A 26,344-nucleotide genomic window follows, 5' to 3' on the forward strand; every position below is an offset into this window, starting at 1 on the left:
ATTCACACGCCCCCTTGCGCGCGACCGCTCTAGCCGCGTCCGCGCCACCCTTTCAATCCCGTTTCTCTTGATCTTTCCGCTTATTGGGCATCGCAGGCCGGTTCCCCCGGTCCGCCGCATGGCGCTTCCCACAGATCCTCGTTGCCCGCGCCGGTCACCGGCTCGTCGATCAGCGGAGGAAAGCCCTCCGTCACGACATCCCGCAACGCGATGAACGCCGTCGGGAAGATGCGCGACACCGCCACCGTGGGATCGAGCAAGCCATCGAACGTGTCCCGGCTGTCGAAGCTCAACGCCGTGCAAGACCCGAAGATGAAGCAGCCGTTGACCTTCGATCCGGCAGCATAGCCTCCATCGATCGCCACCAGCGGGATCGTGTCGAGCCCGGTCGCAAAGCCCCCGCCAGCCAGCGCCAGCCGCCCGTTTATCGCGATCTGGGGACTTCCGTTCCCACTGCTGATGATCAGGCTGTTGGCGGTAAAGCCGCGCCGGTCGGCAAAGCTGGTCGACAGCCCGCTATTCTGGATGAAGATGCCGTCGGTCGCGGCCAGACGGATCGTCCCCGCCTGCAACATCCCGGCGTCCAGCGCCAGCCCATCATTCTGCGCCAGCCGCAAATCCCGCGCCGTCAGCGAATCCGCCGCCCGGACATCGGCAATCGCCTCCGCCGTAGCGACATAGATGGACGGCGCGTCAAGCGTCAGCACACCGCCCAGTCCGCCATTGCCGTCACTGATCGCGACGGACCCAAGCCCCGCGATTACCTCCAGCGCGTCTCCGGCCGTCAGCGTCAGCCCGCCATCGCCCGTTCGCCCGGTCATCGCCACCGCGCCCTGCACACGCAACAGCCCGGCCGCGCCAATGCTCATCACGCCGCCGCCCGGAAGCACATTGGTCCCGATCGTCAGGTCGCGCACGGCCACATCCCCCGCGCCCGCGATCGCAATGCCGCCTGCCGATACACGGCCCAACTCCGCCGCCGACAGGCTGTAGCCCGCCGTCGCATCGCCACCGCCGATGAACGCCTGCGCACCCGAGGCATCGAAGCGCAACAGTCCCACCGCGCTCACTTGCCCATTGGCTAAAATCGCGATGTCGCCGGAACCGATCGTCACCGCCTGCCCGCTGACCTGGCCGTTCACCGCCACCAGTCCGGCGGCATTCAGCAGCACATCGCCACTCGCCACGGCATTGGCGATCGTCATCCCACCGCTCGACCCCAGGCTGATATTCCGCCCCAGCGCATTGATCGCACCCTGCGCCAGCAGGTCGTTCACCACCAAGTCGCCAGCACCGGCATCCAACGCCGCAGCTCCACCCGAAGCCAGAGCCTGCGCGCTGATCCCCGATCCGTTCATCGTTAGCAATCCCGCCGAACGCAGCGATGCGCCCGACGCGCTGATGCCGCCCGGCGTGTCGAGGGCGATGCTGGCCGCCGACAGGCTGTCCGTGCCTGCCGCCCTTCCGGCATGGCTGAACGCGATGCTCGTCCCCGAATAGCCGGTTAGCGCGCCCGTCACCGCCAGCGCGCCGCCGCCGTTGAAGGCAAAGGACAGCGGCGCTTCCGTCTGGAAATCGGCGGCGCCATCGACCTGCACCACATTGCCCGACGCGGCAAAGCTGATGCCGGTGAAGCCCGGCACTACCTTGCCCGCCGCATGCAAAGTCATCGGCCCGGCCACGCGCAGGCCGCCGCCTGCCGCACTGCTGCTGTCGGTAAAGCTGATCCGGCCGCCCGCATCGCCATTGGCGGTCATCGCCAGTGAAGCCAGCTGCCGCTGCACACCCGCGCCCAGCGCGACACCGCCGCCGTTGGTGAGGGAGGCCGTCCCGCCACTCGTCAGGCCGTCGATCCCGCCCACGCCAGCCAGCCCCGCCGCGCCGTCCGCGACGATGGAAAGCGGCCCCAGCAGGAAATCGCCATCGCTCGCTGCGAAGGAGGCGACACCGCCCGCGCCCGCTCCACCGTTGCCGCCCGCGCCATCGGCCAGCGCCGGGTCGCTCGCGACGCCGCCATTGGCGCCCGCGCCGCCCTGACCAACCGCCGTGATGCTGTAGGCGGGCAGCGTCGAAAAGCTGTTGCTTACACGCAATTTTCCGCCGTCGATCCGCAATGTGGCCGACCCGCCCGCCGCATTGCCGCCCGAACCGCCTGCGCCACCGGCAAGTCCGTCGATCCCGGCCGAACCCGCACCGCCAATCGCATTGCCGCTCAACATCAGTTCCGCGCCAGTGACCGCGCTCGCCCCGGCATCCACCGCGAACAGCGCAGTCCCGCCCTGTGCGTCACCGCCATCCGCGCCCGCAAGGCCCAGCCCGCTCTGAAACGCGCCAACGCCGCCCGCGCCGCCAAACGCTTCGGCCAGCACGCCGATGTCGCCCGCGTCGAGAGAGGTTGATGCCCCGGTCAGCGCCAGCGTCGCCGTGCCGCCAAAGGCATCGCCGCCCCGGCCCGCCGCTCCGCTGAACGCCATGCCGCCATCACCGCCAAAGCCGGAAGCCGAAACGCGCAACTCGCCGCTGACGCTGGTCGCGCCAAAACCGATGTTGAGCGCCGCGATGCCGCCCGTTCCGGTCCCGCCCGCGCCACTGCTGGCGCTATCCGCGCCCGCGCTGCCGGTACCGTCGGCGCTGACGATCAGGCTGGCAAAGCTGGGATCGACATCGATCAGCATGTCCGCCGTGCCGCCCGTCCCGGTGCCACCCGCACCGCCCTGACCGGGGCCAAAGGCATAGATCGGGTCGCCTGTGACTTGATCAAAGCCGCTGATGTAGCGGTTGATCCCCGCCTGGCCGCCCTTGCCTTCCGCCGACACGGTCAACGCGCCGATCATATGGCCTTCGCTCAGATAAGCGACGCGCGCCGTGCCGCCCGTGCCGTTGCCCGCCGCACCGCCCGCCAGGTCGCTACTATTGTCGCCCCCTGCACCGCCAATGCCTTCCCCCGACACCATCAGCGATGGCGCGGTCAGCGCTCCGCTCGCCAGCGTCAGTTCCGCCGTGCCGCCAGTGCCATTGCCGCCCACGCCTGCTGTAAACAGGCCGCCGGGCGAACCCGATCCTGCTTGACCACCAGCGCCGCCATGGCCCTGTGCCCGGATGCCCAGCTCTCCGGTCACGACGATCTGGCCAGTGCCGCCCGCGCCCATCAGCAACCGGGCCGTGCCGCCGATGCCCGCGCCGCCGTCCGCGCCATTGGGTCCGTTATTGGAATAGAAGGAATAATAGGGGTCGGGGCCGCCGCCCGCGCCATTGGCCTCAACCAAAATGCTGTCCGCATTCAGCACGCCGCTGCGCGATTCCAATATCGCCGTGCCTCCAGTGCCCGTACCGGCCAGGCTGGTCACTTCATCGCTGGCATTCGCCGCGACCGCTTCGCCGCCGATGCCGCCCGCGCCCAGTTCCAGATTGGCGATGTTGGCGGTGCCGCCGGTCATCAGGAACTGGACCGATCCGCCCTGCCCGCTACCCGCCTGAAACGGCGTGACGCCGTCACCGCATGACGGGCAATTGACGGAGGAAGATCCGCCCTGTCCATTGGCGCCCGCATAAAGGCTAGTCGCGTCGAAACTGCCGCCCGCGACCAGGAAATTCACCGAGCCGCCAGTGCCGTTCCCGCCATCGCCCTCGTTAAAGGCCGAACCTCCCGAACTGAACGTAGAGCCGCCGAAACTCGACTCGGCCATCAAGCCGAACGATCCTTCCGTCGAAGCACCGTCTGCCGAAGCATAGAGGGTGCCGAAACGCATCACCGCGTCCCCCGCTACACCGGCCCGGCTCTCCACCGCTATGCTACCGCCCAACCCGTCGCCGCCTCGGCCCGCTACGCCATCGGAATATTCCGTGCCGCCGCCAACGCCTTTCGCCTGCAAATACAGACTGCCATCCGCCACAAAGCTCGCGTCGGTCGCATGGATCAGGATCGACCCGCCCGTGCCGTTTGCCCCGTTCGCGCCATAGCCGCCCCGGCCATCGGCGGTGACGTTGCAATAGAAGGTGCAATCGGCGGCAAAATCGCCGCGCAGTCCGTTCGCTGCACTAGCCGACAGCGTAATGCTGCCCCCCGTGCCGGTCCCCGCCACCCCGCTGGCATCGCCGCCGGTCGCGCTGGCATATATGTCGAAATAGCCGGTCGTGATGCCGCCACCCGCCGCAGAGACGTCGATCGTCCCGGCTGTCGCGTTACCGCCTGTGACAGGTGGGGAGGAATAGCTATATTCGACCCCGGCGGTCGCACTCAACGTCATGGTGCCAAAATCGATCGCCCCCGCCAGCGGCCCGCTCGGTCCTGCGGCGGTTCGTGCCGATACGGTGATGGCTCCGCCCGTCGCATTGCCTGCACTGTCGCTGCCGGCCCCCGCCGTCGCATTGGCATAAGCGGACAGGCTAGCCGCGCTGATCGAACCGCCTGCCGCGATGACGTTGATCGCACCACCCGTGGCGTCGCCTCCAGCCAGTACCGGAAAGTTAATGCCTCCCAAGCCATAGGCGTTGGCATCCAGCTGCATCGCCCCGGTGACGTCGATCTGCCCATTGCCCGCTGGCAAGGCGCTGCCGCCAAAGGTCAGGACGTCGATCGTCCCGCCCGCGCCACCAAGCCCGGCGGTCAAGTTCATGTCGCCGCCAACGCTGATGCTGCCGCCCTGATCGGCGCGCACGGTGATCGCCTCACCCGCCTTCAGGTCCATGGTGCCGGTTGCCGCTATGGCTCCCGCAGTTCCCGATTGCAGCGTGATCGCCCGCTCCGCCGTCAGGTTGAGGTTCGCGAAGTTCGCGGCAGCGCTTGGCTGAATGGCGATATTGCCGGTCGCCTGCCCCGTAACATCCGGTTGCCAGGTCCCGCCGCCGATGCTGATGCTCGCCTCGCCCGCGCCCGTCATATTGCGCGGCCCGATTACCCCGCCCGCTACGTCATAGCCAGCCGACAGCACTACCGCGCTGTCCGACTGCACCGCGCTTGCCGCTGCGTCATAGCCGACATTGCCCGACAAGAGCATGGTCAACGCCTGATTCTTCGGCATCGCAACCATGAAGACATGTTGCGCATCGGTGACCGTCGCGCCCGGCCGCTCCGTGCTGCCCGTATGCACCACGCCATTGGCGTCGGTCGTGCCCGCGCTGATGCTGATGTCGAACAGGCCACCGTTGATCCTGATATCCGCAGCCTCCGCACCGACATAGGCAGCCGCGCCATTGACGGTCACCGTGCCGCCCTGCACCACGCGCGGCGCCACCAGCGCGACATAGCTGCCGCTCGCCAGCGCGTTGATCTGCGCGCCCGGTTTTACTTCGACCGATGTCAGGACGTTGCTGAGACCGCGAAAACGGATCTCGCCCCCGCTCCCGTAGAGCCCGCCGGTCGTGTCGATGTCATTGCTGGTCAGCACCAGCGATCCGACATTGAACGAGGCGTTAGGGCCAGCCACGATACCGCCCGGCGCGTAGAACCATACCTTGCCGCCCGTGCTGCCGTTGATCTGGCTCTGCACCGTGCCGTTAAGCTCGATCACTCGCGAAACCGACACCCCGCTGCCATTGACGGGCAGGATTCGGTTCAAGACGGTGAAGTCACTGAAACCACTGAAGACGACAGTGTTATTCTGGGGCAGGAAGTCGATCGGGCCAGTGCCGCTCGTATCGTCAGGCGTCCAGTCGATGATCGCCTCAGACGAATTCAACGAGATGGTGTCGGTCCCGGCGGACGATCCTTGCGAAACAAAGGCATCGCCTGATTGTACCGAATAGCTGCCCTGAAAAGCCTTGTTGACCTGCGCCACGCCAGCGCCGCAGCCAACCGCGAGCGCTACGGCGCTGGAGCGGCCCAACAGGGTCAAAAGCCAGGATTTGCTACGCTTTGCCGACATTAACGCCTCCACGGCAGAATTCGAGTGCTAACCGACAACAGCAACCGCGTGTCGCCCCGCTCCGTCTGCAACCCCGCGCGCCGCAGCGGCGTTGCCAGCGTCACGTCGATCCGCGCATGATTGGACCAGGTCGCTCGCACCCCGCCACCGGCCGAATAGAGTTTCTGCGGATCAAGCCCGGCAAAGACGCTGCTTTGGTGCCACATCCACGCCGCGTCGAAGAAAAGGAAAGGCTGCACCGCGATCGCGCCCGGCCCCTTCGGGGTGATCCGCCCATAGCGAACCTCCGCCCCGAACCCGACGCCGCTGTCCCCCGTCAGCGTGCCCGGATCATAGCCGCGCCCGACCGTATAATTGCCCGCGCTCATCTGTTCATAGGACAGCAGCGGGTCCGGGCTATATTGCGCGCGGGGCGACAGCGCGAAGGTCAGCTTCGGGGTGGGGCGATATTCCGCCTGCACCCCTGCCCTCACCAGAAAAGCGGAGGCATCTCCGTCCAACTGCCCCGTCGGAATGCAGGCCGCCTGATTACCGCAAGGCTCACTCGCCCCCAATCCGGCGAGTCCGTGGCGCAGCTCCAGATTACCGCCGATCCGCCATTTGGGTTCGTTCGCCGAATAGCCGGTCGTACTGCCCAGGCTGTCGGCATCAATCGCCTCTCCCTCCAGCCGAAGAAACAGCACGCGCAGCCGGTCACGCGACAAGGGCAGAGAGCCGATGCGAAGGTCCTGATCGACCACGTCCAGTCCGCCGCTCGCCAACAGCGTGTGCACCTGTCGCCGCACCAGGGGATAGGACAGCGCGGCCGAAGCGATCATCGTTTTGGACGACAGGTCCAGCCCGTCGATATCGGGCTTGCTCCAGGCATAGGTGAAGTCGCCGGACAGCCGCAGCCCGTCGCTCCCCAGCGCCATGCTGTGCCCGACCTGCAATACCGTCTGCTCGCTCGGTTGCACGGTGTTGAAGATGCTGAGGACCGTGCTGTCCCCCATCCCGGTCAGATCGTTGAAGCGCACCCGCGCGAGGCCGCCGAAGCGGCCCACCGCGTTGCTGCCAAGGTTCTGGACATTGACGTCCATCTCCACCCGGCGGCGCACCACCTGCACTTCGCCGATGACCTCGCCCGGCGCCGTCCCGGCGGGCCGCAACGCCAGCCGCACGTCATAGCCCGGCAGATCGCGCGCCAGCAGCAGGTGCCGTTCCGCCTCATGCACATTGAACAGCGGTTGCCCCTTGAGCGCTTCCATATGCGCGGCAATCAGCCGTTCGCTCCGGCCCGCATCGCCCCGCACCTCGATAGCGACCAGCCGCGCCATCAATATGTCGAAACGGACGGTGCCGCCTTTCTCGATGCGTTGCGGCGGGACCTGCACCGCCGCCAGATAGCCCAGCTGCCGCAGCGCCGTCGCGGCCCGGTCGCGGACTTCGCACAGGCTGGCGATCGGCACATCCCGCCCGGCCAGATCGCCCCAGCTGTCCTTCAGGATGGCCGCGTCCACGCCGCGAAGGCCGTCAAACTGCACATCGGCAAAGTTCACGGTGACATTGGCAAAGCGCGGATCGGCCAGGGGGCAAGGCGCGCGCTCGACGCCGCCCTCGACGGTCAGACGGCTTCCTTCGCCCGCGACGTCGGCGGCCTGCTGCCCCGGGGACAGTTCCTCCCGCGTCGGTGCGCGCGGCGCGACCTGCGCCATGGCGGGCATTGGCGCCAAGGCGGTCAGTGCCAACGCCATCCGCCATTGCGCACGCCCCGTCATGCGGGATGTTGCTGCCCCCTGAAACCCCATAGCCGTCTCATTCCCCCAAAGTGCGACGGGAGCGGCCATATGGCCTGTCGTCCCTGTCGCTGCGACCGTCCGGGTGAAAGCGCTCTGCCCGCCGCCCGTCGGCTTATCAAGTCCCTAGCGTGCCGCCGTATCGATCAACAGATCAAGCTGCGCCTGGCATCCATGCGCGATCAGCGCGGATGCCGTGCTGCCGATCCCGCCAGCGGGCGCCCCCAGCAGTGCGAAGCGAATGTCGGTGGAAGGCCCATCGGCATCCACCCGATAGGTTGCGCCATCCTTGACGGGGAGCGCTGCGGGCCATGCCGCCATCGCCTCCCCAGCGGCGAAGCTGGCCGTACCCTGCGCGCCACCGCCGCTGATGCGGACGGTTGCCGACTTTTTGGCATCGGCACGCCACAGACGCACGGCGGCGGGATCGGACACGCATAGCGGCCCCGGCTGCGCAACATCGACCAGCCACAGATTGGGCCGCTTCGCTACCGCTGACGCATCCCCCAAGGCACCGCGCACGGCCCCGGTGCGTGCCCGGCGAACCCTTTTCGTATCAAGCAGCGCCGCCATGGTCACATTGGAAGCCGCCACTGTCGCCGCCGCCGTCACGTTGAAACGACCCGGCCCGCGCAGCGTCCGCGTGCCCTTCGCATCGAGCAACGTCACAACATCCCCCGCCTTGAGCAGCAGTGCGCCGCCATCCGCGAGCTTCTTGCCCGGCGCATAGCTGCCCGCCGAGGGTCCCGAAGACCGCACCACCAGGCTGTCGGCCCATGCAGGCGTCCCAGCGCCCACGGCCACCGCTATCCCGAGCGCCACCGCCCCCTTAGCCCAGACCATAAGTTCCTCCGTCCCCAATATATTCATAGCGATACACCAGATTGGCGAGAGCCGCATCATCCGGATGCTCCTGCGCCACTGCCTTGAGATCGGCCAGCCCTGTCGCCCGCTTCTCCGCATCTTCGGTGTCGAAGGCGGCAAGCGCGGCGCTCAGTCGAGCGCGATCGGCGGTCACGAAATCCGGCGCTGGTTCAAACAGGTCGACGGGCGTCGACCGACCGCGAAGGCGGACCCGGCCCATTGGCCGCCACCAGTCGAGGCCCGACCGCTCCATTGCTTCTCGCGAAACCAGCACTGACGTTTCCAGCGCCTTGTTCGCCGCTTCAAGCCGCGCCGCCGTGTTCATGCTGTCGCCCAGAGCCGTATATTGGATGCGCCCTTCGCCGCCGAAATTCCCGACGATTGCATCACCATGGTGCAGCCCCACCCGCGTCCGACCGATCGGCGGGACGCCGGGCGGCAGGTCTCGGCGGAATTCCTCCCCCGCCTGCCACATGGCATAGGCGGCGAGTGCGGCGTTGCGCCCGTCATCCTCTCGCGCGATCGGCGCGCCCCAGAATGCGACGACCGCATCGCCGACGAATTTGTCGATGGTCCCGCCATGCGCCAGGACGACGTCGCTTAACATGTCGAGATAGCGGTTCAGCAACTGCGCCACCATTTCCGGCGCGATCGCGTGGCTGAGTTTGGTGAAGCCCTCCAGATCGGTGAAGAGGGTGAAGATGGGCCGCTTTTCGCCGTGCAGCGCCAACTTCTCGGGTTCCGCCAGAATCTGCGCGGCGATGTCGCGGGGCAGATATTTGCCCAGCGCCGCTTGCGCGAAACGGCGCTGTTGCGAATTCACCGCCCTTGCTGCGGCGCTGACGGCCGCAAAGGTGACGACCCAGCCCAGCGCCCACCCGGCGGCGGGCAGCTCCTTGGTATCCCAGCCGCTCGCCTGCAACCAAAGCGGCAAGCCCGCTATGGCCACGGCCTGAAGTCCAAGTGCGGGCACCAGCCAGAACCAACGCAAATCCGCGAGGCTAGTGAGCGCTGCGGCCAGTATGATCAGCGCCGCCGCGATCCACATTACCCAGCCTGGCACCGCAGGCAACAGAGCGCGATCAAGCAACTGCGCCAGCATGGTCGCATGAACTTCCAGCCCGATCATCGTGGACTTCGCCTGCCGTCCGGACAGCGGTGTTTCGAACTGATCGATATCGACGATGTCGCCGCCGATCAGCACATGCCGACCGCGCACCATCGGCGCGAGAGCAGCGGCCATGGAGGGATCGGCGAGCAAGTCGATCTGAAGGCTCGGAATCACGGGTTCTTCCGATCCGTCCGCCTGGGCGTTCGGCATGCGAAAACGGATAGCGCCGCCATAATGCGCAAAGGGTGCCGACGGGTGCATCGCCAGCGACAGCAGCGGTGGCTGGCCCGGCACTGGCTTTGGCCAGCTGCGCGCGACATTGTCGGAATCCGTTTCCAACCGGATGCTCGCGGGCCTGACCCTGGAGGTCCGCGCCTCAGCGATGAACCGGTCCAGATATTGCTGCTGTTCGAAGATGATCTGTTCGCGGTTATCGCCGAAATTGGCATAGCCGAGCCAGACCGGCGAGCGCATCGCATGCAGCGCCGACAATAGCTGCGCGTCTTCATCCTGCGGCTGATCGAACAATATATCGATGCCGATGGAGGTTGCGCCCATCGCGTCCAGATTGCGCAGCGCCCGCGCCAAAAGACCGCGGTCCAGTGGTGAGCGTTTGCGCGTGGCGATCAATGTCTGATCGTCATAGACGACCATCAGGATGCGCTTGTCCTGCTCGACACGGGGCGCGAAAGTGGCCGCGCGCCAATCATACAGGCCACGCTCCGCGTCGGCGGTCGGTATCTCCCGCTCTGAACCGGCGGCGCCCAATGGCTTGGTCCAGTTCCACCCCGCGACGAACAACGCCAGCAGCAATAACAGCGCCGTCCCGGCAAGCCGCCATCGCCCCGCGTCCTGCATGACGCGCCCGCCCCGGCGCAACAGGCCTTGCGCCACCATCGGGATCAGCGCCGGGCGATCAACGGACGGGCGCCATCGCCTATGACGGCAAAGCCGGACCAGTAGAAGGGATGCGAGGTGTCCGCGTCGTCCATCAGCTGAATCTGAGCCAGACGCAGCGCCTCAGCCACTGGTTGGTCGGGAGCAGCCGCGAACAGCCCGGCCATCAGTCTTTCGGTCGCGCGATATTCTTCGGGAGCGGGCCAATGGCTCGCGATGATGGAACGGCCGCCCGCACCGATGAAGGCGCGCACCAGTCCGTCGAGCGCTCCGCCCCTGCCGGAAAGCCCGGCCGCGCGGGTCGTTTCGGCCCCCGCCGCCCCTGCCGTGTCGCAGGCCGACAATATGACAAGGTCCGCATCCAGCCGCAGGTCGAAGATTTCGCCAAATTGCAGCAGGCCATCCGACCCGGTCTTTGACGCGAAACTGGTCAGCAAGGCAGGACGGGCCGGGCATCCCGCGCGCGGCGGCGTGACAAGGCCGTGGGTCGCGAAATGCAGGATACGGAAATGGTTGAGGTCATTGCGCGCCTTGACCGCCTCATCGGTGAAGGCCGCGCCGGTTACGAGTTCGCTGCCCGATGTTCCAACCGCCTGCGCCGCCTGACGCAACTCGGCCGCCGGAATGGGGTGGTTCCATTGGGCAGGCGACCAGCTGCAATCGTCAGCCTGACCGGGCAGCGCGCCACGCGTCAGCGCGGCCAGCCTTGGCCCGGCGATCGGCGCATTGTCGCCAAAGCCGATATAGCTTTGCGGTGCGCCCGAGGGCGGCGTCAGCCGGGCGTCGCGGAAAGCGCGGGCCGACAAGGCGGTGCTCACCGCATGATCGCGGCCGAGCCAATCAACGCCACGAAAGTCGAACTCGTCGCCGCCCCTCTCCAGCCGCGCGGCATAGGCATCGACGCCAGGTTGACTGGCGACCAGCAGGTTGACCGGCAGTTGCAGCATCGCGCCGTCCGGCTCGAAGATCAGATGGCGCGCGGCCTTCAGCCGCTCATCGATCGGGCCGAACAGGTCGAGATAGAGGCTGCGAGCCACCGGCAGGTCGAGCGCATAGGTGGATTGCACGCCTGCGACATCAATCGAAATCGTGTCGCGCAACGCCGCGACCTTGCGCGCCACCTCGCCAGCGTTGACAGGCAAGCGGAAGCCCGTTGCCCCCTGCCCGTCTATCCACAGGGCGTAAAGGGCATCGCCAAGCTGCGCGAGCTTGTAATAGCCCTCCCCCGCTTTCAACGTACCGCGCATTTCGCCAAGGGTCAGCGCTTGCGGGCTGACGGCGCGATATTGGGGGTAGGCGGCCAGTGCCGTCAGCGTCGCGGCCTGATCGGTCGCCAGCGCGTCGATCTCCGCCTGCCGCCGCGCGATCTCATCCTGGGTCGCGCTGTCATCCCTGCCCGCTTCACGCAATTGGGCGAGGGCGATGAGGCCGCGCTCTATATCGCGCGAGAGGGATGTCGACTGGCGGAACAGGCGCGCGGCCTCTCCGTCGCCCGCCGACAATTCGCGGCTCAGCAATTCCAGCGTCTCGGCCGCACCGGGACGCACCAGCAATTGCGACGCTTCGAACAGGTCCGCCGCAAGTTCGGGGCGCCGGGGCATTTCGGACGTGAGCAGCGTGAAATAGGGCTGCAACTGGTTCGCCATCGCCGTCAGCGTGCCGCGATTGGCCACGGTGGACGTCATGATCGCGCGATAGGTCTTCAACGCCTCATCAGTCCGCCCGCGCCGCACGAGGAACGCGCCCAAACGAGCACGCGCGCCGTTGAGGGCCATCGTTTCGGGATATTGCGCGGCGATCAGGCTGACGGCCTGATTGAGCCGCGCCTCGGCACCGCCATAATCCTGCTCCGCTTCGTGCGTCAGCGCGATCTCGCCCAGCAGTTGCGCGCGCAGCCGGGTGATCGAGGTCACACGGCCATCGCGCACCCGCTGCACGTCGTTGAGCGCCCGGGTGAGCACGGTGCGCGCCTCCCGAGGCTTGCCCGACAGGCGCAAGATGGTGCCGCGCAATTGCTGTGCTTGCGCATCGAGTATGGCCGCCCGCTCACGCGGCGTAAGCGCCGTATCCTGTCGTACACCCAGTGCCCGCGTTTCAGGCGCGCCACTGCTCAATTCCGCCGCCACGTCGCTCGGCAAGGTCACTGCGCCATCCGTGCCAGCGGCAAGCGCCGTCCCGCCTTCCACTGGCTGGTCGAGCAAGGCGAGCGCGCCTTGAAGATCGCGCTGATTTAGGTGATGCACCGCTTCGAAATTACGGCGCAGGCGGAGCTGGACAGCGTCGGCCGTCGGCACGGCGCGAGCCTGGGCAAAAGCGGCATCGGCCTGATCGAACAGGCCAAGGTTGGACAATTGCAAACCGTGGTTCACGAGATATTCGTGTTGTCGGTTGGCCCGTTCCGCGGGGCTTAAGGCTTGCGTATCGGGATTACGGGCAAGGCGATCGGTCAGGCTGTCGAAAAATTCCGCAGCCTCCGCATAGTTGCCGGAAGCGTTGCGACGATAGCCCTCCGCCATCACGGTCTGCGGATCGAGGGTCGCCGCCTGCATCCGGGCAAAGGCCGCCGCATTGCTGCCACCGGTCGTAACGATGTCTATCTTGCCCGGCACGGTGCGGCCCAACGTGACGGTGCGCAGGCCAAGGTCCAGGACCGTGTCATAGGGCGCGAAGCCCTGCGTTACATAAAGCGTCTTGCCCCGTTCGACGGACAGGATGCGGTAAGCGCCCGCTTCGCTGGAGCAATTGCGGACTGTTACCGCGCCAATATCGGGCAAGGTCATGCCGCCCGGCGCGCCGCAGTTCACGGAAGATCGTCGCGATGCCGACAGTCTTTCAAGCAGCGCCGCTTCGCTATCGGCCCCGCTCCGCCGGAGCGCATAGATGCGGCCTACCGGACGCGCGGCGTCACGACATACAACGGCCCAGGCGCGATCGAACATGGTGCGGCTTGCCGGGTCGCCGTTGACGCTCTGCGCCTGACAGAGCGCTCCGCCACCACTGCCGATGCGAAAGCTGTCCTGCAACAGCGGCCGGTCAAGCTCCGGTTGCGCGGCCAGCGCAGATGACAGGCCCAAAGCGCCCAGCCCGGCCAAGATCCGACAGAAATTCCCTATAGCGCTCAAGGCTATCCCCCCAGCCTCGCCGGATCTGTCCGTGCAAGCCCCCTGTGGCGCGATCCAGCGCGCTCTTCATAGCGCCGCCCCAGCTTGCCGCAAGGTAAAAGAGGGCTGTCGCGCCGATCCGATGCGGCGTTTAATCCAGCATTTCGTGGGAGGTGAGGCTTCGGGTTGCTCATCCTCCCGTGTGAGAAACTGATGCGGACGAAAATGGTGCGTAAGGACGACAGTCGTCCGGACTGTTAAGTTTGTCTTGATTGCGACGTGGGTCTGCTCTCGCCATTCGATAAAAGAAATCTAGATTTAACCTATCGCATTGCATATATACATTCAAAGAATGTAATTTGATGTTTTATACATCATTCGAGGGCCAATGATCACTTCTCAGCAAATGCGAGCCGCGCGAGCGTTGCTCGGTATCGATCAGCGCCAGCTGGCCGCTTTGGCGAGCGTGTCGCTGCCGACGATTCAGCGCATGGAAGCTTCCGATGGGCAGGTGCGAAGCGTCGTTGATACATTGGTGAAGGTGATCAGCGCGCTCGAAACGGCAGGGATCGAGATTATCGGCGAGAATGCCCCGAGTAGCGGCGCGGGACGTGGTGTCCGCCTGAGGGAAACAGCGTCCGGCCAGCAACCCAGGCGCGTGCCCTCCGTGCTATTCGATCAGACGGCCGAAGATAATGGATCGTAACGCGCGGCTTCTCGCCTTCACGCCCAAGCTGATCACGGTCCTGCGCGAGGGCTATTCGGCCGATCGCCTGCGACGCGATTGCATTGCCGGGCTCACGGTCGCGATTGTCGCCCTGCCCCTTGCCATGGCGCTGGCGATCGCGAGTGGAGCGTCTCCTGACAAGGGGCTCATCACGGCCGTTATAGCCGGCTTCCTGATTTCGGCGCTCGGCGGATCGCGGGTTCAGGTCGGTGGGCCGACCGGCGCTTTTGTCGTCGTCGTTTTCGGGGTCATCGCGCAGCATGGTTATGACGGACTGCTTCTGGCGACGCTGATGGCTGGGCTGATGCTGATCATAGCGGGATATTCGGGCCTGGGCAGTCTCGTCCGCTTCATTCCCCAACCCGTCGTCATCGGCTTCACCGCAGGCATCGCCGTCATTATCGCGTCGAGCCAGGTGAAGGATTTTCTCGGCCTGCGGATAGACGGCGGTGTCCCTGCCGATTTCATCCCTAAATGGCAGGCCTATTTCTCTGCGCTGGGCAGCATCCAGATATTGAGCTTAGCGATCGGCGCCGGATCGTTGGCGCTGATCATCGCACTGCGCAAATGGGCGCCACGGGCGCCGGGATTCCTGATCGCAGTCATATTGGCAGCAGCGTCGGCGGCGCTGCTCCAGTTGCCGGTGGAAACGATCGGATCGCGCTTTCCGAACCTGCCCACCGGAATTCCTGTACCTGCTTTGCCAGATTTCTCTCTTGCCAAGCTTCAGGCAATCGTCCCCTCGGCGTTCACGATCGCCTTTCTGGCGGGAATCGAGGCACTTCTGTCTGCGGTCGTGGCCGATGGCATGATCGGATCAAGGCATCGATCCAATCAGGAGCTTGTCGGCCAGGGCGTCGCCAACATCGCATCCGCATTGTTCGGTGGCCTGCCAGCGACGGGCGCCATCGCCCGCACGGCGACCAACATCAAGGCGGGCGCCATCACGCCCATCGCGGGCATGATGCACGCGCTGTTCCTGTTGCTGTTCATCCTGTTCGCCTCGGATCTCATGGCCTTCGTGCCGCTGGCAGCGCTCGCCGCCATCCTGTTCATGGTCGCCTGGGGCATGAGCGAACATCATCGCTTCATCCAGTTGCTGCGAATGCCCAATGGCGACCGGGGCCTGTTGCTGCTGACCTTCGGCCTTACTGTTCTGGTCGATCTCACCGTGGCGATCGGCGTAGGGGTGACACTGGCTTCGCTGCTGTTCATGATGCGCATGAGCCGCACGGTGGAGATTGCGAACGACAGCGGTGATGGAACGCCGCCACCCGAAGAAAGGGAGGACATCCACCAGCGCGATGCCCTTCCGCCGGGTGTCGAGGTGTTCCGTGTCGATGGACCGGTCTTCTTTGGCGTCGCAAATGAATTGCTCGATACGCTGCGGCGGGTCGGCCCCACACCGAAGGTCATCATCCTTCGGCTGCGGCAGGTGCCCCTGCTTGATGCGAGCGGCGTGACGGCGATCGAGGAAATCGTCCGGCAAGCGGCCTCCGCCGGGACGCAGATCATAGTTTCAGGTGTTCAGGCCCAACCCATGGCGATGCTCAAGCGGGTATCCCTGGGACCGGCGGATCGGCGCGTCATCTTCAGCGATGATTTTCCCGATGCCCTCCGCCTCGCAAGGGCAATCATTCTCGCACCAACTTCCGCAGCCCAGCGGCTCAACTAACCACCAGATCCGGGGATTTGAAATGACCGATACAAATGATGAATATGTTTATGACGAAGCTTCGGGCGAGTGGATCTCCGCGGCGGAGGCTGCGGCCAAGGACCAGCTCGCAGACCGGGTTGAAGTGCATGATTCCGCCGGCAACCTTCTGGCGGACGGCGACAGCGTCATCACGATCAAGGATCTGAAGGTGAAGGGCGCCGGGCAGACGCTGCGCAAGGGCACCGTGATCAAGTCGATCAGGTTGACCGGCGATCCTCAGGAAATCGACTGCCGTTATGAAGGCATCAAAGGCCTGGTCCTGCGAGCCGAGTTTGTGCGTAAGCATTGATCTGCGGCGGGGTCCAAAAAAGCTGACTTGAAGATGGACCGTACGTCAATCCGCGCGCGCGGCGCGATGTGCGCTCCATCCCATGCGGCCCTTGAGCAGTTCGCACAGAAGCAGAACGCAGGCTGGCATCAGGATCAGGAGGGCCAAATCCGTCAGCTTCAACGGAGCAAAGTCCAGAACCCGGCGCAGAGGTTCCAACATGAATATCAGCGCGCAAGCCAGTAGGACGAGCAGCGCGACATAGCGCAGCGAAACATTGTGTCGCCAGACGGCGCTCGTCAGCGACGTACTGAAGGACCGATTGACCAGCACCAACGCCATGATGGACGTCACCAGCCCGAAGAAGAGGAGCGCCCGCACGCGACCGGGGTCATAGCCCCAGAGGGTCGCGCCGATATGGAGAGCAAGGAGCAGCGCAAAGGCTATCCCGCCATAAGCGATGCTTGGCAGGACCAGACGTCCGGAAAAGAGGCGTTCTTCCGGATTGCGCGGCGGCCTGCGCATGATACGGTTTTCTTCCCGTTCGGCTTCGAAGACGAGCGCGCAAACCGGATCGATGATCATTTCGAGAAGGGCTATCTGGATTGGCCCCAGCACCAGCGGAAGGTCCAGCAGAAGTGGGGATACGGCAAGCCCTGCGATCGGCACATGGACCGCGAAGATGAAACCTATGGCTTTGCGGATATTGTCATAGATGCGGCGGCCGAGCCGAATGGCGACGACGATGGCACCGAAATCATCCTCAACCAGGACGATGGCCGCAGCCTCCCGTGCTACATCCGTGCCACGCTTGCCCATGGCGATGCCGATATGGGCGGCCTTGAGCGCCGGTGCGTCGTTGACGCCGTCGCCGGTCATAGCGACCACTTCTCCCGCCGATTTGAGCGCCAAGACAATGCGCAACTTCTGTTCCGGCATGGTGCGCGCGAAAATAGCCACGTCTTTCACCCGCGCGCAAAGCTCCGCGTCGGACATTGCCGCGACGTCGCCGCCGGTCATGAGCGCGCCTGCGCCGATCCCCGCCTGTAGCGCAATAGCCTGCGCGGTGGCGGGGTAGTCGCCGGTGATCATGACCACCCGGATCCCGGCCGTGTGGCATTGGGCCACGGCTTCCGGAACCCCCGCCCGCAGCGGATCGGACAAGCCGATCAGCCCGAGAAGACTGAACGCGTGCGCTTCATGCCCTATCCCGACATTGGGCTCCGCTATATTGGCAGAAGCCACACCCAGAACGCGCATCCCGCGAGCCGCCATGACCTGAACCGCCTGCTCGAGGGCCAAAAAAGCTTTGTCGTCCAGCCGGCAAAGACGCGCTATCGCTTCCGGCGCGCCCTTCGCGGCGACCAGCAATGGCTCCCCGGCGTTCGCAGGCCGCCAGACATTGGACATCGCCAGGAGGTCTGGCTGAAGACCATTGGTGTGGACCAGAAGCCAGTCTTCGCGGGCGGGAACCCGGACATCCCGAGCAGCGGTGTGGAATGCCACCTCCATCGGATCGACCGGCACGGGAGCGCTCGCCAGGGCGGCCGCGCTGATCAGGTCATGGAATTGCGCTTGCGGTAATCCCTCGCCAAGGACCGCCGCCTCACCTGACGGCAGCCACAATTCAGTGACGGTCATCCGGTTCTGAGTCAGCGTCCCGGTCTTGTCCGTGCACAGGACCGTGGCCGCACCCAGAGCCTCTATCGCGGAGGCCCGTCGGGTGAGCACGCCGACCTGTGCAATACGCCATGCGCCCATGGCCAGGAATATGGTGAGGACCACTGGAAACTCTTCAGGCAGCAACGACATCGCCGTCGCGATCCCGGCCAGCAGCGCGGCCATCCAGTCGCCCCTCAGCCATCCGTACAGCAGGACCACTAGCAGTGCGACAGCGACACCGCCGACCGCGCACAGGCTCACCATTCGGGTGGTTTCCTTGTGAAGATGCGGCGCTTCTGTCTCCAATGTTTCGAGAAACCGTCCGATCTGGCCAATGCGGCTGTGCCCGCCGGTAGCTGTTACCCGTGCGATGCCCCCGCCATGCGTCACGATCGCTCCCGAAAAGAGATGAGGGGTATCGTCGCCCCCCGGCTCCGCCCATTCAGCATCCCCGGCGAGCCCAGGCCGCTTGCGAACCGGCACCGCCTCGCCGGTCAGCAGCGACTCGTCTGCTTCAAGCTCCCGTGCCTCGACCACCAGTGCGTCCGCTGCGATCCGGTCCCCCGCTTCCAACACCAGGATGTCGCCATTTACGACCTCACGACCGGGGATGCGCAGGGTTTCGCCGTCACGAACCACCAGGGCGCGCGGTGCCGAGAGGTCTCGCAGTGCCTCAAGCGTGCGTTCCGTGCGCGCCTCCTGCACGATCGTGATAATGATCGACAAGCCAGCAAAGCCGAGCAGGACCAGCGCCTCAGTGCGGTCGCCGAGCAGCAAATAGACGACGCCCGCCGCCAACAGCATGGCGAACATCGGCTCCCGAAGTACCTCCATCGCGATGCGCAGGGGCGTCCGTCGGTTTGGCCGGGGCAGTTCGTTGGGGCCATCCTCCGCCAGCCGCTCGCGCGCCTGTGACGTGGAGAGGCCGACAAGACCAAGATGCCCACCTACCATCTCTATTCTCATCTCCCATCGAAGGACGACAGGTAAACCACGGTGACGATTAAGGCCGCCGCACGATAGTCTCTCAATGCAGAGTTTGTGCTTATGCTGAAGAAAGCTGCTGCAACTGGCAACTTTACCCGGCCGACGATATCAGTCCGGCCTCCGCTAGGGCAACGGTCTTCAGGGTGGCAACGAAGCTATCGGGGTTGAGGGAGATGCTATCGATGCCCTCGCGCACAAGGAACTCGGCGAATTCGGGATAGTTGCTCGGCGCCTGCCCGCATATTCCTACCTTTACGCCAGCCTTTCGCGCGCGAGCAATGAGGTCGGCGATCATCTGCATTACCGCAGGATCGCGCTCGTCAAACAGCGGGGCGAGCAGATCGGAATCACGATCGACGCCGAGAACGAGTTGCGTCAGATCATTGGAGCCGATCGAAAAGCCGTCGAAGCGGGCGGCAAACTGTTCAGCGAGCACCACATTCGCAGGGATTTCCGCCATCATGTAGAGCTGCAACCCTCGCTCGCCGCGCATCAGTCCATGGCGCGACATTTCGGTGATGACCTTGTCCGCTTCGGCCAGCGTCCGGCAGAAGGGGATCATGACAATGACATTCTCAAAGCCGATCGTTTCCCGCACGAAGCGGATGGCGCGGCATTCCAGCGCGAAGCCGTCGCGATAGCGTTCATGATAATAACGCGACGCACCCCGGAAACCGAGCATGGGATTTTCTTCATGCGGCTCGAACGCGGCGCCGCCCAGCAGATGGGCATATTCATTGGTTTTGAAGTCGGATAGGCGCACGATCACCGGATGCGGATGGTGCGCGGCCGCGATTTTCCCAATGCCCCGACCCAAAGTCTCGATGAAATAATCGCGGGGATTGGCGTAGCTGCGGGTCAGACTTTCAATCTCCCGACGCTCGGCGATGTCGGTCACCTGATCGGGGTGGGCAAGCGCCATCGGATGCACACGAATGAGGTTGCTGATGATGAATTCCATCCGGGCCAAGCCTACGCCATGGGAGGGAAGCCGCCACCAGCGGAAGGCTTTGGCGGGACTGGCGACGTTCAGCATCAACTGCGTCCGCGATGCAGGCAGCCTGGCCGTATCCACCTCTTCGCCTGTGAAAGGCAACCGGCCGGGATAGACCTGACCCCGGTCGCCTTCGGCGCAGGAGAGCGTTATTTCCTGGCCCGCCGCAATGCGGCTCGTCGCGTCGCCGGTGCCCACGACCGCAGGGACGCCCAGTTCGCGGCTGACAATGGCCGCATGGCTGGTCGGGCCACCATGATCCGTGACGATGCCCGCCGCGCGACGCATGACCGGCACCCAATCGGGGTCGGTGTTGTCGGTGACGAGGATGGCTCCATCGACAAAGCTCGCTATGTCATCGGTGCTGCGAATGATGCAGGCTGCCCCGGCAGCGATCGCGTCGCCGACAGCTGCGCCCGTGGCGAGCGGCGCGGGCGCCTTGGCCGTCAGCCGCCAGGTTTTGAGCGCGGTGGCGGATCGCGCGCCATGCACGGTTTCCGGTCGCGCCTGCACGATGAAGAGCTTGCCGCTCTCTCCATCCTTGGCCCATTCCATGTCCATCGCGCAGCCATAATGCTGCTCGATCAGCACAGCCCAGCGCGCCAATTCCAGTATCTCCTCGTCTTCCAGGACATAATGCTCGCGCTCGTGATGGCTGCAATCGACCAGTTCGGTACGCGCGCTGCCGCCCGTCGCGTAGATCAGCTTCTGCGCCTTGGCACCGATCCGCTTCTCCACGATCGGTTTCAGTCGCCCGTCCGAGAGGAAAGGCTTGAAGACCAGATAGCTGTCGGGATCGACGCGGCCCTGCACCACGGTCTCGCCCAGGCCCCAGGCCGCGCTGATGACGGCGACGCGCGGAAATCCGGTCTCCGTGTCGATCGAGAACATGACGCCCGACCCGGCCAGATCGGATCGCACCATGATCTGGATGCCGATGGAAAGCGCGATCCGCAGATGGTCGAAACCCTTGGCCTCGCGGTAGGCAATCGCCCGGTCGGTGAAGAGCGAGGCGAAACAACGCCGACATGCGTCGAGCAAGGCGCGCTCGCCAACGACGTTGAGAAAACTCTCCTGTTGCCCAGCAAAACTGGCGTCCGGCAGGTCCTCGGCTGTCGCGCTGGATCGCACTGCGACAGCGACTTCGTGCTTGCAGGCATTGCGCGATAAATCGCGATAAGCGGAGATAATGGGTTCGGCGATTTGCGGCGGCAGTTCCGCATCCAGAAACAGGCGGCGGGCTGCCTCACCCGCTTCATGAAGCGGCATCGTCCCGTTCCGATACTGCGCCACGATGGCAGCGAGTCGATCCCCAATGCGGTTATGGTCGATGAACGCCCAATAGGCCCACGCCGTTGTTGCAAAGCCCGGCGGAACCTGCACGCCTGCCTTGCCGAGTATGGCGACCATCTCGCCAAGAGAGGCGTTCTTGCCACCCACGCGCCCGACATCGGCGCGTCCGAGCGCATCGAACCAGACGATCACGTCATCCTTGACGGGCGGGGGCGCAGCTAGCGTTTCGGTGGTCATGGGGCGGGAGTTTGCAGAGGCCATGCCATAAGGAACATTGGGAATGATACGGATGACAGGCATGGGGGCCGCCTCATCCGTATAACTACGGACTGCCTCTCTCCTTCTTTGGCCTATTGAGGTATGATCGGGAAAAAGATGAGCGGGAGAGGTTCGCGTGAGTTCAGCGTTGACTCTGACATTCCACGGCGCGGCAGGCACGGTCACGGGCTCTTGCATGGAATTGCGGCTGGGCGATCGAGCCATCCTTGTCGACTGCGGGCTGTTCCAGGGATCGCGCACGCTTGAAACCTTGAACCACGGCGCCTTCAGCTTCGACCCCGCCAAGATCGACACGGTCGTGCTGACCCATGCCCATATCGATCATTGCGGTCTTCTGCCCAAAATGGCCGCGCAGGGTTATAAGAGGCCAATCTGGTGCACGCCCGCGACGTCTGACCTGCTGGAATATATGCTGGCGGATGCTGGCAGGATCCAGGAAAGCGAGGCGGACCGCCGTAACCGACGCCGCGACCGCGCGGGCGAGAGCCTGTTTGTGCCCCTCTACACCGAAGAGGATGCGCTGGACGCCTGGCGGCTCAGCCGTCCCGTGCCGCTGGGCGACTGGTTCGATCCGGCGCCCGGATTTCGCGCGCGCTTCTGGAATGCGGGGCATATATTGGGCGCGGCGTCCGTGGAAATCGAGGCAGCGGGCGTGCGCCTGCTGATGTCGGGAGACCTGGGGCCGGTCAACAAAGCCTTCCATCCCGACCCGCAAGCGCCGACCGGCGTCGATCATGTCGTCTGCGAAGCGACCTATGGCGATCGCGCGCGGGAAAAATTCACGATCGAGCAGCGCCGCAGTCAACTTGAGGCCGAGATCAAGGATGCCTTAAGCCGCGGCGGCAATCTCGTGATCCCCAGCTTTGCGCTCGAGCGAACGCAGGAAATGCTCCTCGACCTTGCCAAGCTGGCCGATGCCAACCGGATTCCTAACGTCCCGATCTTCGTGGACTCGCCGCTCGCCAGCCGGGCGACCAAGGTGTTCGCGGCTCATGCCTCGGAGCTGGAGGATACGGGCGGCGAAGATATTTTCCGTCATCCCTCGATCCATTATGTCGAGGATGTCGCGGAATCCGTTCGGCTCAACACCATGTCGGGCGCGATCATCATGGCGGCATCGGGCATGTGCGAGGCAGGCCGCATCCGCCATCATCTGAAGCATAATCTCTTCCGGCGGGAATCGACTGTCCTGTTCGTGGGCTTTCAGGCGAAGGGCACGCTTGGCCGGGTCCTTCTCGACGGCGCGCAGCGTGTGCGTATTTCCGGCGAGGATGTTAACGTACGCGCGCGCATTCGGCGGATCGACAGCTATTCCGCCCATGCCGACCGCGACGAACTGCACAGCTGGATCAGCGCGCGCCGACCGATAACCGGCAGCCTTTTCCTCGATCATGGCGAACCCGAAGCGGTGGCATCGTTGCGGACCCTTGTTCAGGCAGACGATCCCGCCACAAATATCATCGCGCCGCAGATCGGCGAGGTCTATGCGCTTGAGCCGGGAACGCAGGCGAAGCGCATCCAGACAGGTCGCGTGGACATGGAACAGCTTAGCGGGCCGGATTGGCAGAATGACTATGCCGACTTTATCACCCATCTCAAACAGCATCTCGGCCGCATCAAGAACGAGCGGGCACGCCGCGAGGCCCTCGCCCAGATGCGGCGCATACTTGATGAATATGAGGAGGCGAGACATCGCCATTCGTGAAGATGGAGGTTCCGATGCCCCGAGCTACTCCTTCTCCTATTCGCCATGCAGTGGTGCTCGCGCACCCTGATCCCCACAGCTTCAACGCCGCCATCGCCCATGCCTATTGCCAGGCTGTGGAGGCTGCGGGGCAACAGTCTATCCTGCGCGACCTCTACGCCATGAATTTCGACCCGGTGCTGAAGAATGGCGAACGGCCTGATCGCAAGGGCTATCACCTGTCTCCCGACGTAACGGCGGAACTGGACATATTGCGCGGCGCCAATGTGGTCGTCTTCGTCTTTCCGATCTGGTTCGGCATGCCGCCAGCCATGCTAGTCGGTTATATCGATCGCGTTCTGGGCGCGGGAACCACTGTGCGTCAGGTTCAGAACAAGTCGGGTGAAGGACTGCTCGGCAGAGGTCATCTCTGCGCTATCACGACCTCTGGTGCTTCGGAGGACTGGCTCGACGCCCAGGGTCAGACAGAGGCGCTTCGCGCGCTTTCGGGCACCTACCTCTTTCGCGCCTTTGCGATGCAATCATCCGAGGCGCTGCATATTGGGGACGTGGTGGACAGCGCGGACGCCGCCTTTTTCGAGGGCCAACTCCAGCGGGTCCGCGATCGCGCCGCCAGCATCTGTGCGCGCGTGGCCGAGGAACTCTTTGGAACGCCCCTGCCCCCACGCACGAGCGACGGAAGCTGAAGATTCCCGATGGGCGAACGGCAACGACATGAGGTGGGCAGGCCATGCTGACGATCAAGCGTCTGGCAATCGACACTTATCCGGAAAACACCGCCTTTCTCCTGCGCCAAAGCAACGGCTATTCTGCGGAGCAATTTCAGGCGCTGCGCAAGATACGGGTGAGCGGAGACAGTGCCGAAATCCTCGCGACGCTGGCGCTCGTCGATGAGCCGGCCCTGCTGGAACCGGGAGAAATTGGCCTGGGCGAGCAGGCGTTCAGGCGGCTCGGCCTGCCCGAAGGTTCGCCCGTAGCGATCGCGCAGGCAATGCCCCCGGCCAGCCTGGAATTTGTCCGCCGCAAAATCGACGGCGACACCCTGCAGGATGACGAAATTTCAGCCATCATCCGGGACATCGCCGCGCATCGCTATTCCCCTATGGAAATCGGCGCGTTTCTGGTCGCCTGCGCCAGCTTCATGAGCACGCAGGAAACGTTGGCGGTCACCTGCGCGATGGCCGATGTCGGCAACCGTTTCGACTGGAAAGCCCCGCTCGTGGTGGACAAGCACTGCATCGGCGGCATTCCGGGCAACCGCACATCGATGATCGTCGTGCCGATCGTAGCGGCCCACGGCCTCATCATGCCCAAAACCTCGTCCCGCGCGATCACCTCCCCATCCGGCACGGCCGACACCATGGAAGTGCTCGCCAATGTCGACATGTGCGAAGCGGACATGCGGGCTATCGTCGCCCGAGAAAAGGCGGTGCTGGCCTGGGGCGGCCGGGTGAACCTGTCGCCCGCGGACGATGTGCTGATCTCTGTCGAGCGGCCTTTGCGGATCGACACGTTCGACCAGATGGTCGCGTCCATCCTGTCCAAGAAACTGGCGGCGGGTTCCACGCATCTGGTGCTCGACATACCCGTCGGCCCGACCGCCAAGGTCCGCACACAGGATGATGCAGTCAGGCTGCGCAAACTGTTCGAACATGTCGCCGACAAGATCGGCCTCGTGATCGATATCGTGACCACGGACGGATCACAGCCTGTCGGGCGCGGAGTCGGCCCGGTGCTTGAGGCACGCGATGTCATGGCCGTGCTGCGCAACGACGGCGATGCTCCGCCGGACCTTCGCGAGCATGCCCTGTTTCTGGCCGGACGAGTGCTCGATTTCGATCCCGCGCTGCGAGGTGGCAGGGGCTATGCACGGGCGATGGAACTGCTCGCCTCGGGCGAAGCACTTGCGGCGATGGAACGGCTGATCGAGGCGCAGGGGCGGCAGACGGCCAAACATGCGCCGGGCGAGCATGTTCACGAGATTCAGGCCCCCCATGACGGACGAGTGCAAGCGATTGATTGCCATCGCATAGCGCGCATCGCCCGGCTTGCCGGTGCGCCGATGGACAAGGGCGCGGGCATCGACCTGCTGCACAAGGTGGGCAGCGATGTCCGGAAGGGACAAGCGCTTTACCGTATCCATGCCCAGTCGCGAACCGGTCTTGGCTTCGCGCGCGATCTGGCGATGGAAGATTCAGGATATGAGGTCGCTCGATGAGCGCGGTCCTCTTCGCCTTCGACGATGGCATGGCACCGGCCCGCAGGCTGGGGTCACTGTTGGACACGCCGACGATCGCCGTCGAGGTTCACCGATTTCCCGACCGGGAATGCCTGATCCGTGTACCGACGCCCGCTCGAACCGCCATCTTCTATCGCTCATTCGACGATCCCGACCACAAGATCATCGAACTGCTGCTGGCGGCCTCGGCGGCGCGCGATCAGGGCGCGGAACGGGTCATCCTTGTCGCGCCGTATCTTGCCTATATGCGGCAGGACAAAGCCTTCCGCGCCGGAGAAGCGGTCAGCCAGAAAGTCATCGGCGGCCTGATAGCCGACCATTTCGACGGGCTGGTGACGGTAGACCCTCATCTCCATCGCATAGCCGCCCTGAGCGAGGTCATTCCCGATATCCCTGCGATCAGCCTATCCGCCGCGCCCCTTCTCGCTACCCTGATCGACGCGCGGGATGATCCCGTCATCATCGGGCCGGACAGTGAATCCCGTCAGTGGACCAAGGCTATCGCAGCACCGCTGGGCCTCAGCATGCTGGTGGCGACAAAGCAAAGGCTGGGCGACAGGCAGGTCAGGCTTGCCATCCCCGATATCGATAAGGTTCGCGGCCGCCGCGCCATATTGGTGGACGACATGATTGCCAGCGGGCGGACGTTGATTGAGGCGGCGCGGCTTCTGCACGACACTGGCGCGTCATCGGTTGAAGCGATCGTGACACATTGCCTGGCGAGCGCCGAGGATCTTGCCATCATGAAGGCAGCGGGCATCGCACCCATCTTCAGCAGCGACAGCATCGATGGACCTACGAATAAGGCCCATCTGGCGCCCCTGATCGGCGCCGCGCTGCGCGACAACAGGCTGATCTAGA

Annotated in this window: 14 protein-coding genes; 7 read left to right on the top strand and 7 right to left on the bottom strand. The window is 64.7% G+C overall.

Going from position 1 to position 26,344, the window contains the following annotated elements:
• Positions 1 to 80: 80 nt before the first annotated feature.
• The 5 genes from ACWNC0_RS03180 to ACWNC0_RS03200 form a co-directional block, all read right to left on the bottom strand.
• A complete protein-coding gene (locus ACWNC0_RS03180; RefSeq protein WP_449469538.1) occupies positions 81 to 5,864 on the bottom strand; it encodes a beta strand repeat-containing protein in 5,784 nt (1,927 codons plus the stop codon).
• A complete protein-coding gene (locus ACWNC0_RS03185) occupies positions 5,864 to 7,621 on the bottom strand; it encodes a ShlB/FhaC/HecB family hemolysin secretion/activation protein (protein ID WP_449469540.1) in 1,758 nt (585 codons plus the stop codon). The genes ACWNC0_RS03180 and ACWNC0_RS03185 overlap by 1 nt, the downstream gene beginning before the upstream one ends.
• Before the next feature lie 144 nt (positions 7,622 to 7,765).
• Complete coding sequence (locus ACWNC0_RS03190; RefSeq protein ID WP_449469542.1) at positions 7,766 to 8,482, bottom strand: hypothetical protein; 717 nt, start codon at positions 8,480 to 8,482, stop codon at positions 7,766 to 7,768.
• Complete coding sequence (locus ACWNC0_RS03195) at positions 8,469 to 10,511, bottom strand: CHASE2 domain-containing protein (RefSeq protein WP_449469543.1); 2,043 nt, start codon at positions 10,509 to 10,511, stop codon at positions 8,469 to 8,471. The genes ACWNC0_RS03190 and ACWNC0_RS03195 overlap by 14 nt, the downstream gene beginning before the upstream one ends.
• 5 nt (positions 10,512 to 10,516) lie before the next feature.
• Positions 10,517 to 13,585, bottom strand: coding sequence for a CHAT domain-containing protein (locus ACWNC0_RS03200; protein WP_449469856.1), 3,069 nt, complete (start codon positions 13,583 to 13,585; stop codon positions 10,517 to 10,519).
• Positions 13,586 to 14,000: 415 nt separating this feature from the next.
• On the opposite strand from ACWNC0_RS03200, the gene ACWNC0_RS03205 reads away from it, so the two are divergent.
• The 3 genes from ACWNC0_RS03205 to ACWNC0_RS03215 are packed head-to-tail and all read left to right on the top strand — an operon-like array spanning position 14,001 to position 16,345.
• A complete protein-coding gene (locus tag ACWNC0_RS03205; protein ID WP_449469544.1) occupies positions 14,001 to 14,318 on the top strand; it encodes a helix-turn-helix domain-containing protein in 318 nt (105 codons plus the stop codon).
• Positions 14,308 to 16,014, top strand: coding sequence for a SulP family inorganic anion transporter (locus tag ACWNC0_RS03210; protein WP_449469546.1), 1,707 nt, complete (start codon positions 14,308 to 14,310; stop codon positions 16,012 to 16,014). Before ACWNC0_RS03205 ends, ACWNC0_RS03210 begins: the two co-directional genes overlap by 11 nt.
• Positions 16,015 to 16,036: 22 nt before the next feature.
• Complete coding sequence (locus ACWNC0_RS03215) at positions 16,037 to 16,345, top strand: alkylphosphonate utilization protein (RefSeq protein ID WP_449469547.1); 309 nt, start codon at positions 16,037 to 16,039, stop codon at positions 16,343 to 16,345.
• A gap of 45 nt (positions 16,346 to 16,390) precedes the next feature.
• Here the strand turns inward: ACWNC0_RS03215 and ACWNC0_RS03220 are convergent, their stop codons facing one another.
• Together ACWNC0_RS03220 and ppsA are read right to left on the bottom strand one after the other, a co-directional pair.
• Positions 16,391 to 18,940, bottom strand: a complete 2,550-nt coding sequence (locus tag ACWNC0_RS03220; RefSeq protein ID WP_449469548.1) for a cation-translocating P-type ATPase — start codon at positions 18,938 to 18,940, stop codon at positions 16,391 to 16,393.
• Between the two features lie 124 nt (positions 18,941 to 19,064).
• Positions 19,065 to 21,497, bottom strand: a complete 2,433-nt coding sequence (ppsA, locus tag ACWNC0_RS03225; protein WP_449469858.1) for a phosphoenolpyruvate synthase — start codon at positions 21,495 to 21,497, stop codon at positions 19,065 to 19,067.
• A gap of 157 nt (positions 21,498 to 21,654) precedes the next feature.
• On the opposite strand from ppsA, the gene ACWNC0_RS03230 reads away from it, so the two are divergent.
• Genes ACWNC0_RS03230 through ACWNC0_RS03245 form a run of 4 tightly spaced genes read left to right on the top strand, consistent with a single transcriptional unit; the run spans position 21,655 to position 26,343 of the window.
• A complete protein-coding gene (locus ACWNC0_RS03230; protein WP_449469549.1) occupies positions 21,655 to 23,244 on the top strand; it encodes an MBL fold metallo-hydrolase in 1,590 nt (529 codons plus the stop codon).
• Positions 23,245 to 23,258: 14 nt separating this feature from the next.
• A complete protein-coding gene (locus ACWNC0_RS03235) occupies positions 23,259 to 23,930 on the top strand; it encodes an NAD(P)H-dependent oxidoreductase (RefSeq protein ID WP_449469550.1) in 672 nt (223 codons plus the stop codon).
• Positions 23,931 to 23,974: 44 nt separating this feature from the next.
• Positions 23,975 to 25,462, top strand: coding sequence for a thymidine phosphorylase family protein (locus ACWNC0_RS03240; RefSeq protein ID WP_449469551.1), 1,488 nt, complete (start codon positions 23,975 to 23,977; stop codon positions 25,460 to 25,462).
• The gene (locus ACWNC0_RS03245; protein ID WP_449469553.1) at positions 25,459 to 26,343 is read left to right on the top strand and encodes a ribose-phosphate diphosphokinase; all 885 of its coding nucleotides are present in this window, start codon (positions 25,459 to 25,461) and stop codon (positions 26,341 to 26,343) included. The genes ACWNC0_RS03240 and ACWNC0_RS03245 overlap by 4 nt, the downstream gene beginning before the upstream one ends.
• The last annotated feature ends 1 nt before the right edge of the window (position 26,344 follow it).

Source organism: Sphingobium chungangianum (assembly GCF_977014255.1).

Excerpts from the sequence above, each read along its gene's own strand:
- ACWNC0_RS03180 (WP_449469538.1), bottom strand. The coding sequence starts at position 5,864 with ATGTCGGCAAAGCGTAGCAAATCCTGGCTTTTGACCCTGTTGGGCCGC.
- ACWNC0_RS03185 (WP_449469540.1), bottom strand. The coding sequence starts at position 7,621 with ATGACGGGGCGTGCGCAATGGCGGATGGCGTTGGCACTGACCGCCTTG.
- ACWNC0_RS03190 (WP_449469542.1), bottom strand. The coding sequence starts at position 8,482 with ATGGTCTGGGCTAAGGGGGCGGTGGCGCTCGGGATAGCGGTGGCCGTG.
- ACWNC0_RS03195 (WP_449469543.1), bottom strand. The coding sequence starts at position 10,511 with ATGGTGGCGCAAGGCCTGTTGCGCCGGGGCGGGCGCGTCATGCAGGAC.
- ACWNC0_RS03205 (WP_449469544.1), top strand. The coding sequence starts at position 14,001 with ATGATCACTTCTCAGCAAATGCGAGCCGCGCGAGCGTTGCTCGGTATC.
- ACWNC0_RS03210 (WP_449469546.1), top strand. The coding sequence starts at position 14,308 with ATGGATCGTAACGCGCGGCTTCTCGCCTTCACGCCCAAGCTGATCACG.
- ACWNC0_RS03215 (WP_449469547.1), top strand. The coding sequence starts at position 16,037 with ATGACCGATACAAATGATGAATATGTTTATGACGAAGCTTCGGGCGAG.
- ACWNC0_RS03220 (WP_449469548.1), bottom strand. The coding sequence starts at position 18,940 with ATGGTAGGTGGGCATCTTGGTCTTGTCGGCCTCTCCACGTCACAGGCG.
- ppsA (WP_449469858.1), bottom strand. The coding sequence starts at position 21,497 with ATGACCACCGAAACGCTAGCTGCGCCCCCGCCCGTCAAGGATGACGTG.
- ACWNC0_RS03235 (WP_449469550.1), top strand. The coding sequence starts at position 23,259 with ATGCCCCGAGCTACTCCTTCTCCTATTCGCCATGCAGTGGTGCTCGCG.
- ACWNC0_RS03240 (WP_449469551.1), top strand. The coding sequence starts at position 23,975 with ATGCTGACGATCAAGCGTCTGGCAATCGACACTTATCCGGAAAACACC.
- ACWNC0_RS03245 (WP_449469553.1), top strand. The coding sequence starts at position 25,459 with ATGAGCGCGGTCCTCTTCGCCTTCGACGATGGCATGGCACCGGCCCGC.